The sequence below is a fragment of the Bdellovibrio bacteriovorus genome (assembly GCF_001592745.1).
Classification (GTDB): Bacteria; Bdellovibrionota; Bdellovibrionia; order Bdellovibrionales; family Bdellovibrionaceae; genus Bdellovibrio; species Bdellovibrio bacteriovorus_B.
In genome coordinates this window covers 103225-118377 of record NZ_LUKD01000001.1, presented here as the reverse complement: position 1 = coordinate 118377, position 15153 = coordinate 103225, and the positions used below count along the sequence as shown (strand labels likewise).

Genomic DNA, 15153 nt, shown 5'->3' with positions numbered 1-15153 from the left:
GAAATTAGCGGAGCGGAAGGTCGGCGTTCTGGGCTTTGTTCGTTTTCGTAGTCGGGTTTTTTTGGATTGATGTTGCTTCGTGGGGGTTGGCAAACTTTAATTTGATTAGTGGGGTGGCTGGTATGGGTGAGCTTGAGTATTTGCGTCGGTTGTTGGGGGCGGATTTTTTGGCGGAGCTTGATGCTACGATGGCGCATCTGCTTGGGCGCAATGCTAAGTTTGTTATTGGGGTGGGGCATTTGCATAACAGTCCTCGAGTTGCACCTCGGGGCGGGGATGTTGTTGAGCTTGCGGATGTGATGTTTCATTTGGATTTTGAGTATGGAGATCCTGGTGATCGGGATAATAGGCTCAATGAAAAGCGGGCTTATCTTTTTCAAGTGAAGCAGACGGTGAAGGAAAATAGTCTTTCTACTATCAATCAGAAAGCTCTTTACGAATGGCAGAAGCCGTTTCGGATAGAATCACCGCTAGAAATAGATTCGACTCGGCCTTTCCGAGATTTTTCTAATTTGGTGGAAATCAAAAAAAGTGGATTCTGGTACATGTATGACGAGGACACCAAAGGGCAAAGCTTTGAAAAAATTTTGCGAGATATGCCTCCACGTTTGGAGCATCGTGATGGTTCTAACAAGGATGGTGCCACGTTTGGTTTGGTGGATTTTCTTGCCACGTTTCTTAAAGGTGAAGCGGGTCGGGCCACGGACTTAAAAGATGATTGGTCGATATTCATTGGTAATATTATCAAGTACAAGAAAGACCCTGAGCAGAAAAAATGGGCCACGACGGGATCTGCTTTTCACTCAATCCCTTTAGAGGCCGCAAGTTTAAACCTAAGTTTCTCAAGCTTGTTTCGAAATCTTTGGAAGAAAGTAAAAAGTTTTTTCTCGCGAGTGTTTAAAAAAGAAGATGAAAACCCTCGCCCTTTCATCTTGATTTCCATTCGTGTGTATACTTCTGAATTTAAAGAAAATGTCTTCTGGTCGATCGATACCAATAGAAGGAAGAATTAAAACTCTTCCTTCGTCAGCGCCCAGATTTCCATATCGGTCCACTTGCCATTCACGTGCAAGCGACGTTTGCTCACACCTTCTTTGCGTAAACCCAAAGCTTTGGCGGTTTTGATGGATCTTTTATTCGTCAGCGAAATCCCGGCCTCAATGCGATGAAGTTTTAGATTTTTAAATGCCAACTGCATCGCGGCTTTGCAGGCCTCTTGCGCATAGCCGTTGCCCCAATACACATTGAAGATTTGATATCCCAAGTAGGCGTTTTGAAAAATGCCGCGTGAGATATCCATCAGTGTGACTCGGCCTAAAAGAACGCCGTCGTCTTTGCGGAAGATACCGAAAGAGTAAAACTCATCCGACTGTCTTTGTTTGTGTTGTTCTTTTAGAAGATCTTTGAATTTCTTTTTCGTGAGTTCGCTTTCGTCCCAGTTGGTTTCATCCCATTCATTTTGTGGGGGAAGAAGAGACGAGTAAGCTTGCGCCCAGTTTTCGTAATCGTAGTCCTCTAAAGGACGGATGACTAAGCGCTTGGTTTTTTTATAAAGAGGCAGATCTATGGATTTCATTCTTGATCAGTCTAAGTGGCACACGATCCAAGTTGCAATAGTAATAGGATAAAGTGTGTTCACTGCGAACTGTCGCATGGTGATCGTGGTGGCCCACCATCTTAATGGTGATATTCACATCTTTTTTCTTAGGAATCGCGATGGCTTTCGGAGTGCGGTAGTTAGTTTTTTTACCCTCGACCCAGATTTCAGCACCTTCTTGTTCAGAGACCACCATGCAAAGGCAGTGTGGAGCTTTATCAAATCCCAAAAGTTCTTTTAGATTTTTAAACCAAGCCATAACGCCCCCTAAATCGAAAAAGGGTTTAGCACGGCTTGGTTTTCAAGTTCTAGCGTTTTATTGAAAAACTGGACCTGTTTTTTAGTGAAGAGCGTGAGGAGCAATAAGGAAGAACTCAGGGATTTCGACGCTGAAGCTCTCTCCATTTTCGGCTACGAAGTAATATCGACCTTGCATGCTGCCTGTTGACGCGTTGAGTGGGCAGGCGCTGTCGTACTCGAAAGTTTGACCGGGTTGGATTTTTGGCTGCACGCCGACAACGCCGGGGCCACGAACTTCTTCTTTTTTGCCGGAAGAATCGGTGATGACCCAGTGGCGGCTCATCAATTGGGCAGGAACTGCGCCTTTGTTCGTGATCGCGATTTTATACGCGAAAAAGTGATAACCCTGCTCAGGACGTGATTCTGAGGGCACGTAAACCACTTTCGCGGAGATCTGAAAATCAGGAGTTGTTGTTTTTTGCATTGCCATAGTGAAATAAAGGATAAATTCGTCCCCGAAAAAGGTCAATGGGCGAACCTTTTAGATCTGCAATGTAGTGCGAAAATACAGTTATTTGAGAATGAGGTTCTCGATTTCAAACACAATGGGATTGTGATCTGAAGGAAAATGGGATTTTGCGTCCATAGTTCTTGGCACGTCTCTTTCCATTCCAAACTCGTCCTTGAACTTATGAACATGGGCCGATCCGGGCTTGATCAACTTCTGTAAGGTCGGCGAAAGAAAAGCAAAATCGATCTGGCGGCCTTCCACGCGTTGGCCGTTGCGAACTTGATAAAACGTCGCGCGGGCTTCGGTTGGCAAGCCCATCACTTCAAAAATATCCTTCAGCGGAGTTTGCGTATAGATGTCTTTGAACTCCTCATCCGTATTAATAAGGCTTGCGTTCCCGTTGAAATCTCCGGCCACTAAAATAGGGACGTCGGGGTGAACGATTTCCAGTTCGCGGTAAATTTCTAACAAAGTGCGAAGCTCGGCTTGGCGGCGTTCAAAGCCGTTCGGGTCGATGCGCTCGGGATCCAAACGGGATTTTAAATGGGCGAGCAAGATAATTAAAAACGGCTTTTCTTTATCATTTTTAAAAAGGCGTAACTCTGCAACGTCGCGAGAAAAGCGATGGCTGGTGGTGACCTTTCCGCCTTTGACCGGGTAGCCGTGTTGCAGGCTTTGTCTTTCGTGCGGATAAAGATAATTGATCGGGCGGTTTTTATTGGACTGAAGATCAAAGTAAAACGGAGAGTTTTTGCGTATTAAAAAACCCACATCGATATTGCGTTCCGAGTTTCCTTCAATCAAACAAGGCGAATACGCCTCATCCATAAAGAGAAGGTTGAAGTTTTTTAAGGACTCAAAACCTCCGACTTCGCACAGCATAACGATGTCGGCGTTGATCTCTTTCAAAGCTTTGGCGATGTCTTCGGTCTTCTTAAGTGATTTATTTTCGTAAACCGAAGTGGAAAGACGCTGCCACTGAGTCTCTTTCAAATCCAGAACCTCTTTCCCTGGTGTTCCGTCGAACATCAAAAAGAGGTTCTCTGCATTGAGTAAGCATAATTTTAAATTTGTGGTCTCAGTCCACGTCATATTATGATTTTACGGAATTTTTCGTCGTAATCACAAACTAAAAGTGAGGAAATACAGTGGCTAAGAAATCCACCCCTTCAAAAACATCGAATAAGCTTCAATTCCGTTCTTGGATTGAAACTTTCGACATCGGCAAAGAACTTAAAGTAAAGAATGAATTGACAGGCTTTGTCTATTTCTTGGGCGTCGATGATACGGCGAAATTTACTTCGTGGGTTAAGCAGCATGCTTTGGACTGGCAGGCGTCTTCTTTGAAACAAAACGAGAAAGACCTCGTGTATTTTGTAGGGCAGCAGGGACCGGTTTGGATTCTTCGCTCTCGCAAGAAGAACTCAGTTGGCCACGACGGTTTGATTGATGAATCTGGCTACACATGGGCTCGCGATCAATTTGGTTCTTTAGTCGCTCACTTTAAAGCACATCACTTAAGCGCTGTTCAAATTGAGTTCCATGGAACTGAAGAAGATCAAGATTTGGGCGCTTTAGTCGGTATGGATATGGCGACTTATAACTTCCGTCAGTTCGTTGACGGCAAGCAGTTGGCTGATCTTCCAAAGGTCTCTTTAAGAAAAACCTTGGGAAGCTTTGATAAGAATACCGTAAAAGAGGCGATGATCCGTGCACGCGCGGTGAACTTGGCTCGACACTTGGTGAATTTGCCACCGAATGATTTGAATCCAGAGTCTTTTGCCGAAATCGCGGCAAAAAAACTTTCGTTCCCATCCACTTTGAAAGTGGCGATCTGGGATACGAAAAAATTGGTTCAAGAAAAAATGGGTCTCCATGTGGGTGTGGGGCAAGGTGCTGAACACGGCCCTTGCATGGTTCACCTTAAATACCGTCCGGCTAAAAAATCCAAATTAAAGCCTATCGCCTTTGTCGGTAAAGGAATCACTTTCGATACGGGGGGCTTGGATATTAAACCTTCCTCTGCCATGCGCTTGATGAAAAAAGATATGGGTGGGGCCGCGAGTGTGATTGGTTTGGCTTTGTGGGTGGCAGAAAGTGCTTACCCAGGTCCAGTGGATTTCTATTTGGCTTTGGCTGAAAATGCGGTGGACGGAAAATCCTTCCGTCCAAGTGATGTCATCACCGCTCGCAACGGACTTCGTGTTGAAATCGACAACACAGATGCCGAAGGGCGCTTGGTTCTTGCCGATGTTCTAGATGTAGCTTGCACCGTGAAAGGTGCTGACGAACCTGAATACGTGATCGACGTGGCCACTTTGACGGGAGCCATTAAAGTTGGATTGGGTGCAGAGATTGCGGGTCTTTTCTCAAATGATGACGAGCTCGCAAATGCAATCACTCGTGCCGGGCAAAGAGCGGGTGATTTGAACTGGCGCATGCCTTTGTTTGATAAATACTTTGGTGATTTATCATCACCGTTTGCGGATTTCAAAAATTCGGGCGGCGGTTTTGGAGGTGCGATCACAGCGGCCTTGTTCCTGCAAAAATTCGTGCGTGGGAAAAAATGGGCTCACTTAGATGTGTACGCTTGGTCTGACAAAGCTCAAGGAGCTTTGACCTCCAGCGGAGGAAGCGGACAACCTGTTCAGTGTTTGATTGAATTTTTGCAGAACAGGACCCAAGAGTAGAATTACCAAAAAGCCCCTGAAGAAGGGGCTTTTTCATTGGAGCACATGATTACAATTTGTTAGGAATTGGTCTTTATAGCATTTGTGAGGTTTACTTAAAATACGTATAAGCCGATCAACTCTTTGATGTTTAGGCTTCTTGATTTTATCTACAATATTGAGATCATCTTTGGGATTGTCTTCATCTCGTCGATGATCATCCTGGGCTACGTGATCTATGACCACAAAGCCCGTCGTAAAAAAGGCCTCAATTAAGACATCTTACTTTTTATAGCCGAAAAGCTGCTTTGCTTTGATAAGGTCACGAACGCTGGCAGGCACAAGATTTTCCCAAGCGGCATTGCCATCTTCGATCATCTTCATAACATCAATCGAGTGCAGATAGTCTGCCGTTTCATCACAGCCAGAAATATCCACGATCTGTTTGTTTTCTGTAAAGTAAGCATAGATATGGCGCAGGTGAGGAGCCGGAAAAAAACTCTTCGTCGTTAAACACACTTGGGATGTCTTGTGCGGATAAATATAGACCTTGGTTTTCTGCTCAAGCAATTTTCCAAGTCCTTCTAGCAGTCCACCTTCTAGGTTTTTATAGTGATCTTCAGTGAAAAGCTTTTCCAAGTGAGAAGCGCCGACGACCAATGCCATGAAGTGCGGATTGTAGCGACGGATGAATCTTTTTAAGTTGTAGAATAAGAAGAAGTTCGAAATCAGAACGTGAAAGCCCAAGCTCGTCAAAGTTTCAACGCGGTCTAGGAAGTCTTTTTCGTTAAGATGGCCATCCATTTGCAAGTTGTGCATAGTGAGTTCCATCATCGGAAGTACATCCAGATCTTTGCCTTCGCTCTGGCGGACATCGCCCTTCATCTGGGTAAGGCCCTTTTGGAAGACATCAAGATGAGTGGAGGTGACGGGGCGGAATGTGCCTCGTTGAATCAATAAAGACTTTCCATAAATAGCGTCAGAGACATTTAAGATCTCATTTTGCGGAGAGAACAAAATAGCTTCCGCAAGCTTGCGACGTACAAGCTCTAAGTTCATCAAGCGCACATCGAAGTGTTTTAAAGCAGGGCCATTGAATTTAATGACATCGATGATGATCTGACCCTCTTTAAGTCCTTCGACCAAGTGAGGAATGAACTCTGTCACTTTATCGAGACCATAAAATGCACAATTCAAAAGATTTACACCTAAGACGCCCAAGGCTTCCTGTTGTTGCAGTCGGTGACGATCCAACATACGAACGTGCAAAATGATATCGTTCGATGGACCATTGGGCTCTGTTTGAAAGCGCACGCCCATCCAGCCGTGAGACTGTTTATTGCTTCCCGAAGATGCTGTAGCGACGGTGTTCGCGAAAGAAAAAAAGCACGTGTTTTTACCGCGAGTGTCGGCCAGGCGGTCCACTAGAAGATCATACTCGTGACCCAACATTTTTTGCAGCCGAGATTCACAGACGTAACGTCCGTTGGCTTCACGACCATAGATATCATCACTGACAATCATGTCGTAAGCAGAGATCGTCTTGGCAATAGTTTGCGAAGCTTTTCCAGCTTGAAAGAAATGACGAGCGACTTCTTGACCGGCGCCGATTTCGGCAAAAGCCCCATAGCGAGTCAGGTCTTTATTGATCTTCAGTGCTTTACCTAAAGTGGTTTCTACCGCCGGAGCTTCAGACATTATTTCTTTTCTCCTTCGGGCTTGCTATCTGCTTTCACCCAACCGGTGATGGCAAGGCTCATCGCTTTTTCAATCGGCATATCCAGTGGAGTCATGCGAGAGCGAGGAACCATCAATGTGAATCCCCCTAAACCATAGCTCATCGGAATATAAACGGCGATGCGATCATCGGCGTTTTGTTCAATAGCAGGAACGTCGCGGAAATTTTCACGAGTGACTAAGCCTAGGGCACGAATGCCGGTGTCGCCCAGATCGACCAAGACCACTTTTTGTAAGCCGCCGGGGCCTCCACCTTTAGAAAACAGATTCATCAAATCGCGCAGGGGAGAGTAAATGGCTTTGATAAATGGAACTTGCGTCAGGCGCTGTTCCATCTTTGAAAAGATACCACCAGCAAGAAGGTTGTTCAGCATCAATCCCAATAGGAAAATCAGAATCACCGTCAGCAGGAAACCCAAACCTGGAATGTAAATCGGAAGAACTTGGCGAAGAGCATCTCCTAAGAAGCTGTCGACAATAGCAATACCGGCGTAGATGATGTAGATCGTCAGCGCTATCGGTAAGAAAGTCACAAGACCTTGCAAGAAGATTTTCTGAAGTTGTTTCATAGCTGGATGTCCCGTCTTTGTTCGCGTATCGGTTCAAATTAAATATCAGCTAAGTCGAGGCTCTTCAAGACCTTGCGCATTCTCACAATGAGACAGCTTTTTCTCTAAACAACCCTCGACTTCCGACCGACAAGAAAAGGGTCAAAGGAGAACCGGTGAAACGGATTCTAGGCGGTCTATTTATTTCTTACAGTCTTCTGAGCTCTGCGGCATTTGCGCAGAACGAACCTAAGGTGGTTCCTGGGGAGTATCTTATTAAGTTTAAGGCTTCTTCAGGGGGGGCTGCGATCGCCCAAACGAAGCTTCTAGGTAAGGCTTCGATGAAGGCCAGTTTCCCGGGGCTCGACATCATGCAAGTCACGATGAAGTCAGGTACCGAGGAAAAAGCCAACTTTGAGGCCCTAAAAAATGACCCTGATGTCGAGTATATTGAACCGAACTATATTTTAGACAAAACAGAAATCACTCCGAACGAACCTGTAGAGCGTTTGACCTATGAGCAATTCGCAAATAGCAGTTTTGCAGCGACGGATTCAAATGTCTATTCGCAGTCCAATGCTTCAACAGGGATCGCCAGTGCGTGGCCTCTCATCACACCTTTGAGTGCTCAAAATGGCAAAGTCGTCGTGGCTGTCGTGGACACAGGTCTTGATAGATACCATGATGTCTTTAAGTCTTATGACTCAGGTGGAACAGGTGCTTTGTGGGTGAACCCGGTGGAAGCGGCTGGTACTCCTGGTGTTGACGACGACCAAAATGGTTATGTCGACGATATCAATGGCTGGAATTTTATTACGAACAACAACAACTTTATGGATGACGATGATCACGGCACTCACGTGGCGGGGATTGTCGTCGGTACGGGACAAAATATTTTTGCTCGTCCATTGCAAGAATCCAAAATCCAGATCATGCCTTTGAAGTTCCTAGGTTCAAACGGATCGGGTTCCACTTCTAATGCCATTCGTGCCATTTATTACGCTATTAATAATGGGGCGCGTGTGATCAATAACTCTTGGGGTGGTGGTAACTACAGCCGCGCGCTTCACGATGCGATCACATACGCTTACGACCGCCGTGTGCTGGTTGTTTCGGCTGCTGGTAACTACGGAAATAACAACGATGCTTCTCCGATGTATCCGGCGAACTATGATGTTCCAAGTAACATCTCGATAGCCTCTTCGACGCGTTTTGATGATCTCTCTGGATTTTCAAACTATGGTGCTTCGACGGTTCATATTGCAAGTCCGGGTGAATATATTGAAAGTACAGTTCCTGGTAACACGACAATGAAAATGTCAGGAACAAGTATGGCGGCTCCGTTTGTGGCCGGTGTCGCAGCATTGGCTTTCCGTGAAGCACCGTCTTTATCTGGTTACCAGATGAAACAGCTGATCTTGGGAACAAGTGCGGCAAACAGCTATTTGAATAATCTTGTTTATACGAGTGCGCGTATTGATGCTTATGAAATGATCCGTACGTCGCAGCAAATGGCGACTACTTCTTCAATGCAACCTGATTACAAGCCTTATTATCTGACCGAACAAGCGTCTTCTTCTCCTGGTGGAGGCGGTGCGGGTTGTGGCCTGGTGAAAGCCGTCACACACAATGGCCCGGGCTCTGGTCAAGGTGGTGGCGCGGGAGCGATGGCCGTCGTGATCGGTCTTTTGATGGCGCCACTGGCTTTCTGGCAAGTCTTGCGTGCTCGTGATCCGAAAAATAAACGTAAGTATGATCGATTTAAAATGAGTTCAGAAATCCGCGTGATGGTCGGGGACCGCGAACTCGTGGGTAACGTGAACACGATCTCTGAAGGTGGTTTGTCGTTCAATGCCGATGCAGCTCTGGACAAGGGCGGTATCGTCACGATGCGAATCCAAAGTCCCGATGGTCACGAGGTCATCGAGGTGCAAGGGCAAGTCGTGTGGAGCGAGAAAAACCAAGCCTACGGTGTGCAATTCGCGAATGCGAAACAGGGAACACTGGCTATGATCCGCGATTGGACGTCAGGTCTGATCAAGACTTAGTATAAGAATTTAGTTCAAGAAACAAAAAAGGCTTCGTGCAACCACGAAGCCTTTTTGTTTTTAAAATATCAATTCTTTATAGGAGCACGCCCGTTAAGAACAGGCTGGCCGCTGTGAAGTAAATCACCAGTCCCGTCACGTCGACAAGAGTCGCAACCGCCGGAGCCGAGGCGGAAGCGGGGTCAAATCCGACCTTCTTAAGAATGAATGGCAACATGGATCCCGAGATCGTGCCCCATAGAACAACACCGACGACGCTGGCAGCTACGGTTGCAGCGACAAGCATGTAGTGAGCCGTGTAAAGGCTTTCGCGGTTTGGCCAAAGAAGAATACGAATAAAACCAATGGCCCCTAGAAGCAAACCGAGTGTTAAACCTGTCAGCACTTCGCGCCCTAGAACACGCCACCAGTCACGACCGCGCACCTCGCCTAGAGCGATCGCACGAATCACCAGAGTGGAGGCTTGGGAACCTGAGTTACCGCCCGAGGAAATAATCAAAGGAATGAACATCGAAAGAACAACGGCCTTTGCCAGCTCATCTTCGTAATAAGCCATGGCTGTGGCTGTGAACATTTCACCTAAGAAGAGAATCAAAAGCCAACCGCCGCGTTTTTTAATCATCTCTAACATCGAGATTTTTAAATAAGGCGCGTCCAGGGTTTCAACCCCCCCGAGCTTATGGATATCCTCTGTCGCTTCTTCTTGAATGGCTGTCGCCACGTCATCGAACGTAACGATACCTTTCATGATGCCGTTTTCATCAACAACCGGAACGGCCATCAGATCTTGTTGAGAGAAAATACGACCGATTTGTTCCTGGTCCATCTCGACCGGGACTTTAAGAACATCGGTGTGCATGATTTCAGAAATGCGTTTTCCTGGAGTGGCTGAAAACAACTCGCGGAAAGAGACCACGCCCAAAAGTTTTTGATCTGAATCCAAAACATACGCGTAATAAATCGTCTCAACGTGAGTTTTTGCCTGAATACGAATGTAGGTGATGGCTTCATCGACCGTCATGTCGGGGCGAAGACGGACGAAACGAGAGCTCATCAGACCCCCGGCCGCATCTTCCGCATACGCCAGAAGGGCTGTCACTTCACGTTTTGTTTGTGGGTCTAAAAGAGCTAGAAGTTCATCACGGTAATCAGAACCCATTTCCTGGATCAAATCGGCCACGTCATCTGGAGCCAGCAAGCGAATCCAAGACCGTTTTTCAAGGGGAGCCGCTTCCATGATCAGTTCGGCCTGGTCATGGGTCTTAAGGCTTAGAAACAACTCTTCAGCTTCGGTGCGCGGCAGTTCTTTGAACTTTTCACGACGTTCATCGGGGCTCAATGCTGACCACGTGTCAGTCAGACTCATCAGAGAGTCTTGTTCCTGGATTTCGTCGTGTGCTTGGTTGTTGTCTTCCATCACCGCGCTCCGCTAGTTGCAAAATAAATCTGTGTCCGACAAATACCCCTTTTCATCGGAAGCCGCAAACTTATTTTTTAGACCAGTTCTGCTTTTTTAAAGCGAGGAAGCACTTCTTCTGTCGGTCCCAGGGCGACGATCTCGCCATTCTGCAACCATAATATGCGATCACACTTCGCTAAAGTCGAAAGACGGTGGGCAATGATCAATTGTGTTCGGTCCGAGAAAAATTCTTCCGTCGCTTTCACTAAAATCTCTTCCGATTGTGGATCCACAGAACTTGTCGCCTCATCCATGATCACGATCGGAGATTCCTGCAAAAGACAGCGAGCCATACATAATAATTGGCGTTCACCCAAAGATAGATTCTTACCGCGTTCTTCAATCCTCATCATCAGGCCTTCAGGGTGTGACTTCAACCAATCGCCCAGACCCACTTGCTCGATCACTTGGATCAAGCGCTCATCGGGCAAAGAGTCTTTGATATCGAGATTAAACCTTAAAGTCCCTTGGAATAAAATCGGCTCCTGAGCAATAAACGCCATGGATTGACGATAAAGATTCAGGTCGACACCCGTGGCATCTTGATTGAATTTTGGAAGATGCTCGTTAATAGAGATATGGCCCTTATCGATGGGATAAAGATAGAACAGGGCTTGAATCAAACTGGACTTCCCAGAGCCTGTGCGACCCACGATACCTAAGCGTTCACCGGCTTTAACTTCAAAATTCACGCCTTTAAGAACCCAAGGTAAGTCCTCACGATATCTAAACCAGACATCCTTCACTTGAACTGAGGCACTGCGATCTTCTGTTAAACGACGATTGTGCAGATATTTTTCAACAGACTCGGAGTACACCGGGTGTCCTGTGGCAAACTTCGCCGAGGCGGGCAGGTGGCTTCCGTTTTCAATCTGCATGCGCATGTATTGGTCCAGGCGCTCGACACCGATCATCGCCTCTTCAAATTGTGTCAACCACTCAAAGAACATTTGAACGGTGTTCCCTGAAAGCGCGATAAAGCTGAATGCCACACCGACAGAACCCACGGTGGCCCAACCTTTTTCCACCATGAAATACGCAGAGACACCAGTCACTAAAAGCAGCAGTGCCGTCAGGCTGTTCATTTGAAATGAAAAGCTGATCAGATGTTTCGTCGTATTCATTTTTTGCGTCAGGAAGTAGCGGTCCAGGCGCTCAAAGCGCTCAGCAAAGGATTTCTGACGACGGAAAGAGCGAATGGTGCTTGCCCCTTGAGTGGTTTCAGCAAAGTGCGCAATACTTGGTGACCGGCTGGCTGAAAGTTCACGGCGCGAGGTGCGCAGTTTTTGTTGGTTGAGTTTATAAACCAAGAAGTTCATCACACCAATGAAAAGAACGAACACCAGATAAATGGGATTAGCCACCGTGATTAAAATCACCATCATGCTAAGATCAAAAATGATGGATATAAATTCGGCCAAGGGGCCACCGAACAATCTGAAGATATTGCCGTAATCACTGGAAAAGCGGGTGATGATACGTCCTGCGGGAGTGTTATCAAAAAAACTCATCGGCAGGCGCGACGTTCTTAAAGTCACCTCATCGTAAAAGCTCGAGATCGCTTTGGCTGACAATCTTGAAAATCCCACACGGAATATCAAAGTCATCACAAAGCCACTTGCCGCCATGACCCCTAAAAGAACAATAAACTGCACTGAGGTGAAACCGCTCAAAGGCGTTTCTTTACCAACAAGATTATCTACCCAATAACCAATGACGTTGGTGTTGGCTAAAAGCAGACCGCGCCCGATAAAGCCGATGAAAAGGCAAACCAGGATGCGCGAAAGAAAAGGACCGTAGGAGAAACGCAAGGTCTCGTACAGGCTTTGGCTATAACCACCTTCCTTGCGGACTTCACCGTCAGAAAGGTATTTCGCTTTCACGCTGGGGTTTGTCACTTTTTTCTTAGACATGACTCACCTCTGTCTTTTGCGTGGCTTCTTTGGCTACGGTTGTCGTGTATTCACGGAATTTCTGATTCCTTCCCAAAAGTTCTTCAAAAGTTCCCGAATCTACAATCTGCCCCTCTTCCATAAATAAAATACGGTCCACTTGGTGAAGCGCACTCAAGCGGTGAGTGACCAGAAGGCGCGTGCGCTCTGCCCAAGCCCCTAATAAAAGTTGTTCAAAAAGTTTTTGTTCGGTGTCAACGTCAACGGCACTCAAACAGTCATCCAAGAGTAAAACCGGGGCCTTATGAAAGTGAACGCGCGCCAGTCCCACGCGCTGTCTTTGACCTCCGGAAAGATTCACACCGCGTTCGCCAATTTCAGTCGCTAAACCTTTTTCAACGCGTTCCGTGTTTAAATCAAACTGCGCAAGTTTTAAAGACTCTTCGATCATCGGATCGCGCTCGGGTTCGATGTCATAAACAAAGGCCACGTTTTCACGTAATGTCGCGTTCATGATGAAACCTTCTTGAGGCACGTACGCATATTGGGCACGCACTTCGTCTAAGGTCATCTCTAGAGCATTTTTTTCGCCGAAGTGATAAGTCTCAAAACTGGCTCCGGTTTCACGCAACAGGGAAAGTAGAAGCATGGATTTTCCGGCACCCACTTCGCCTACGATGGCGACGAACTCTCCGTGTTTCACATCCAAATTGATGTTCTTTAAAATGCGTTTTCCACTGATCGACAGATTTAAATTGCGAACTTGCAGCGCAAATTTCTCTTCGCGTTTTCGTTCTTGGTTTGAAAGTTCTTTTTCACCACTAGTTTCATTGTTTCTGGTGGAAAGAAAATCTTCCAGACGTTTGAGCGATGTCCAAGAATCAAAAGCGAAGGTGAAGAACCAGGGCATTTGGCGGAAAGGACGAGTTAAGAAAACTCCGACAATCCAAAGAAGCGCTAAAAGCTCGCCACTTGTCATTTGGTGTTTTGTATAAAGCACCAAGGAACCTAAGGCGACGACGTTTAAGAAAAAGGTGATCGATGAAGAAATCGAGTTCATGATCTGACCATTGGTCACCATCAAGACACGATTGCGAGTTTCAATTTCACGTTTTACAAAAATGTTGGCTTCAAAGTGACGAATCCATCCCAGAATGCGGATGGTGCGAATATTTTGAATCCATTCATTCACAAGTCCGATACGCTCTGCTGCTAATTGCTTAAAGTTAAAAAAGAACTTCGATTGGCGAAACGCCATGAAGGTGTTCAGTGTTGCAATCGCGAACATCAAAAGGACGGTCGGCCAAATAGGAACATCAAACAGAATCGAGATCGCAAATGGAGCCAGGATCAATGGAAAAAGAGTCGAGGCTCCGGCAGGCAAGGTTTGATCTAAGAACACCGTCGCCCCTTGCACGTCCGTTGCATATAAAGAAACGATTTCACCCACAGGTTTGCCACTCATTGTGTCGACTCGCAGGTGCAAGGTTTTTTCATAAAGTCTTTGTGCAAAAACCTTTTGCATATGCAAAGACTCGCGGATGCTTAGATAGTTCGTCAGTTGCGAAAACGCCTGTGCAATCAAGACGCAGAAGAATGCACCTAGAACATAGGTCAGGGGATTTGAGAAATCCACAAGGTGCAAATGCCCTTGTTGTCCCGTCAGTTGATCAATGAATTCCTTTTGAAAGAAGGGACCTAACAATCCAAACACCGCGCCTAAAAGAGACGTGATAAGAATCAAAACTCGCGCGTAGAAACGAGTGAATACGACCTGATAAAAGAGTGACTTCATGATGCATCGTCCCTAAACCATCCTGTGATACTCAGGCGTGGTTGAAAGCTCTTCTCGACTTGATGAGGGAAGAGGTCACTGCGGAAAAGAACAAGGGTGCCAAGCAGAGGCTCGATCTGAGTGATCAGAACATTTTCCTGATCAGGCTGATAGAGACTCAATTCACCACCGTCTCCCTTTTGCCAGCTTTCATTGAGGTACAGAATGAAAGTGATCTTTCTTGCTCCGCTACCTCGATGATTATCGATATGCTTATCATAGCCCGCCCCCGGTGGGTAGAGAGCAAAATGCGTTTCATATCTTTTCAGTCCTAAGTAAAAATCCTGATTAAGCTTTTGTAAAAGCAACTGCAGATTTGACAGAAAAGCTTTCTGCAAAGGAGTCGCGGCGTCCTCTTCGATCCACAGAGTGAAATCACCACGGATTTCTGTGTGAACTGTTTTTGTGACTCCGCGTCCGATCGAGGCTTTTTGAAAGGCTCCTTCCGAGTGAAGTTTTTGACACTCGTGGGCAAGATTTTGGCAGAATTCTCGAGTGAAAACTGTGGATGAAGCCGCCCAGTTATTCTGTGCTAAATCATCAAACATTCTTTCTAGATTTATGAGATTGATTTGATTCTGTGCCAAAGTGTTGCCATTCTATGCATGTGAGGGGTTG

Annotated in this window: 14 protein-coding genes; 4 read left to right on the top strand and 10 right to left on the bottom strand. The window is 46.3% G+C overall.

Translation table 11 applies throughout. The annotated features are described in order from the left end of the window. Positions 1-122 precede the first annotated feature (122 nt). Positions 123-1013, top strand: coding sequence for a hypothetical protein (locus AZI87_RS00525; RefSeq protein ID WP_172795495.1), 891 nt, complete (start codon positions 123-125; stop codon positions 1011-1013). Here AZI87_RS00525 and AZI87_RS00520 read toward each other — a convergent pair. The 4 genes from AZI87_RS00520 to AZI87_RS00505 all read right to left on the bottom strand — a co-directional run bounded on the left by AZI87_RS00520 (position 1010) and on the right by AZI87_RS00505 (position 3440). Beyond that, positions 1010-1576 carry a GNAT family N-acetyltransferase gene (locus AZI87_RS00520; RefSeq protein ID WP_063204505.1) on the bottom strand — a complete coding sequence of 189 codons (567 nt, stop codon included), beginning with the start codon at positions 1574-1576 and terminating at the stop codon, positions 1010-1012. The genes AZI87_RS00525 and AZI87_RS00520 overlap by 4 nt on opposite strands. Continuing rightward, complete coding sequence (locus tag AZI87_RS00515; RefSeq protein WP_063204504.1) at positions 1548-1856, bottom strand: hypothetical protein; 309 nt, start codon at positions 1854-1856, stop codon at positions 1548-1550. Before AZI87_RS00515 ends, AZI87_RS00520 begins: the two co-directional genes overlap by 29 nt. 81 nt (positions 1857-1937) lie before the next feature. After that, on the bottom strand, positions 1938-2327 hold the full coding sequence (gene apaG / locus AZI87_RS00510) for a Co2+/Mg2+ efflux protein ApaG (RefSeq protein ID WP_081112164.1): 390 nt from the start codon (positions 2325-2327) through the stop codon (positions 1938-1940). 81 nt (positions 2328-2408) lie between these two features. Next, positions 2409-3440, bottom strand: a complete 1032-nt coding sequence (locus AZI87_RS00505; protein ID WP_063204503.1) for an endonuclease/exonuclease/phosphatase family protein — start codon at positions 3438-3440, stop codon at positions 2409-2411. A gap of 56 nt (positions 3441-3496) precedes the next feature. On the opposite strand from AZI87_RS00505, the gene AZI87_RS00500 reads away from it, so the two are divergent. Together AZI87_RS00500 and AZI87_RS18320 are read left to right on the top strand one after the other, a co-directional pair. Next, a complete protein-coding gene (locus AZI87_RS00500) occupies positions 3497-5038 on the top strand; it encodes a leucyl aminopeptidase family protein (protein WP_063204502.1) in 1542 nt (513 codons plus the stop codon). A gap of 126 nt (positions 5039-5164) precedes the next feature. Next, on the top strand, positions 5165-5293 hold the full coding sequence (locus AZI87_RS18320) for a hypothetical protein (protein ID WP_301335605.1): 129 nt from the start codon (positions 5165-5167) through the stop codon (positions 5291-5293). A 6-nt stretch (positions 5294-5299) separates the two neighbouring features. Here the strand turns inward: AZI87_RS18320 and AZI87_RS00495 are convergent, their stop codons facing one another. Continuing rightward, entirely contained in the window at positions 5300-6715 is a 1416-nt protein-coding gene (locus tag AZI87_RS00495; protein WP_063204501.1) for a hypothetical protein, read from the bottom strand. Beyond that, positions 6715-7323, bottom strand: coding sequence for a DUF502 domain-containing protein (locus tag AZI87_RS00490; RefSeq protein WP_063204500.1), 609 nt, complete (start codon positions 7321-7323; stop codon positions 6715-6717). The genes AZI87_RS00495 and AZI87_RS00490 overlap by 1 nt, the downstream gene beginning before the upstream one ends. Before the next feature lie 155 nt (positions 7324-7478). Between AZI87_RS00490 and AZI87_RS00485 the strand changes: the two genes are divergently transcribed. After that, on the top strand, positions 7479-9350 hold the full coding sequence (locus tag AZI87_RS00485; protein ID WP_063204499.1) for a S8 family serine peptidase: 1872 nt from the start codon (positions 7479-7481) through the stop codon (positions 9348-9350). Positions 9351-9426: 76 nt separating this feature from the next. On the opposite strand, the gene mgtE is transcribed toward AZI87_RS00485, so the two are convergent. The 4 genes from mgtE to AZI87_RS00465 form a co-directional block, all read right to left on the bottom strand. Continuing rightward, on the bottom strand, positions 9427-10767 hold the full coding sequence (gene mgtE, locus AZI87_RS00480; RefSeq protein WP_063204498.1) for a magnesium transporter: 1341 nt from the start codon (positions 10765-10767) through the stop codon (positions 9427-9429). Positions 10768-10844: 77 nt separating this feature from the next. Continuing rightward, on the bottom strand, positions 10845-12722 hold the full coding sequence (locus tag AZI87_RS00475; protein ID WP_253696281.1) for an ABC transporter ATP-binding protein: 1878 nt from the start codon (positions 12720-12722) through the stop codon (positions 10845-10847). Next, complete coding sequence (locus AZI87_RS00470) at positions 12715-14496, bottom strand: ABC transporter ATP-binding protein (protein WP_063204497.1); 1782 nt, start codon at positions 14494-14496, stop codon at positions 12715-12717. The genes AZI87_RS00475 and AZI87_RS00470 overlap by 8 nt, the downstream gene beginning before the upstream one ends. Beyond that, positions 14493-15122: a 2OG-Fe(II) oxygenase gene (locus AZI87_RS00465; protein WP_155722467.1), complete on the bottom strand. Its 630-nt coding sequence runs from the start codon at positions 15120-15122 to the stop codon at positions 14493-14495. Before AZI87_RS00465 ends, AZI87_RS00470 begins: the two co-directional genes overlap by 4 nt. Positions 15123-15153 lie beyond the last annotated feature (31 nt).

Excerpts from the sequence above, each read along its gene's own strand:
- AZI87_RS00470 (WP_063204497.1), bottom strand. The coding sequence starts at position 14,496 with ATGAAGTCACTCTTTTATCAGGTCGTATTCACTCGTTTCTACGCGCGA.
- apaG (WP_081112164.1), bottom strand. The coding sequence starts at position 2,327 with ATGGCAATGCAAAAAACAACAACTCCTGATTTTCAGATCTCCGCGAAA.
- AZI87_RS18320 (WP_301335605.1), top strand. The coding sequence starts at position 5,165 with ATGTTTAGGCTTCTTGATTTTATCTACAATATTGAGATCATCTTTGGG.
- AZI87_RS00520 (WP_063204505.1), bottom strand. The coding sequence starts at position 1,576 with ATGAAATCCATAGATCTGCCTCTTTATAAAAAAACCAAGCGCTTAGTC.
- AZI87_RS00505 (WP_063204503.1), bottom strand. The coding sequence starts at position 3,440 with ATGACGTGGACTGAGACCACAAATTTAAAATTATGCTTACTCAATGCA.
- AZI87_RS00495 (WP_063204501.1), bottom strand. The coding sequence starts at position 6,715 with ATGTCTGAAGCTCCGGCGGTAGAAACCACTTTAGGTAAAGCACTGAAG.
- mgtE (WP_063204498.1), bottom strand. The coding sequence starts at position 10,767 with ATGGAAGACAACAACCAAGCACACGACGAAATCCAGGAACAAGACTCT.
- AZI87_RS00525 (WP_172795495.1), top strand. The coding sequence starts at position 123 with ATGGGTGAGCTTGAGTATTTGCGTCGGTTGTTGGGGGCGGATTTTTTG.
- AZI87_RS00475 (WP_253696281.1), bottom strand. The coding sequence starts at position 12,722 with ATGTCTAAGAAAAAAGTGACAAACCCCAGCGTGAAAGCGAAATACCTT.
- AZI87_RS00515 (WP_063204504.1), bottom strand. The coding sequence starts at position 1,856 with ATGGCTTGGTTTAAAAATCTAAAAGAACTTTTGGGATTTGATAAAGCT.
- AZI87_RS00490 (WP_063204500.1), bottom strand. The coding sequence starts at position 7,323 with ATGAAACAACTTCAGAAAATCTTCTTGCAAGGTCTTGTGACTTTCTTA.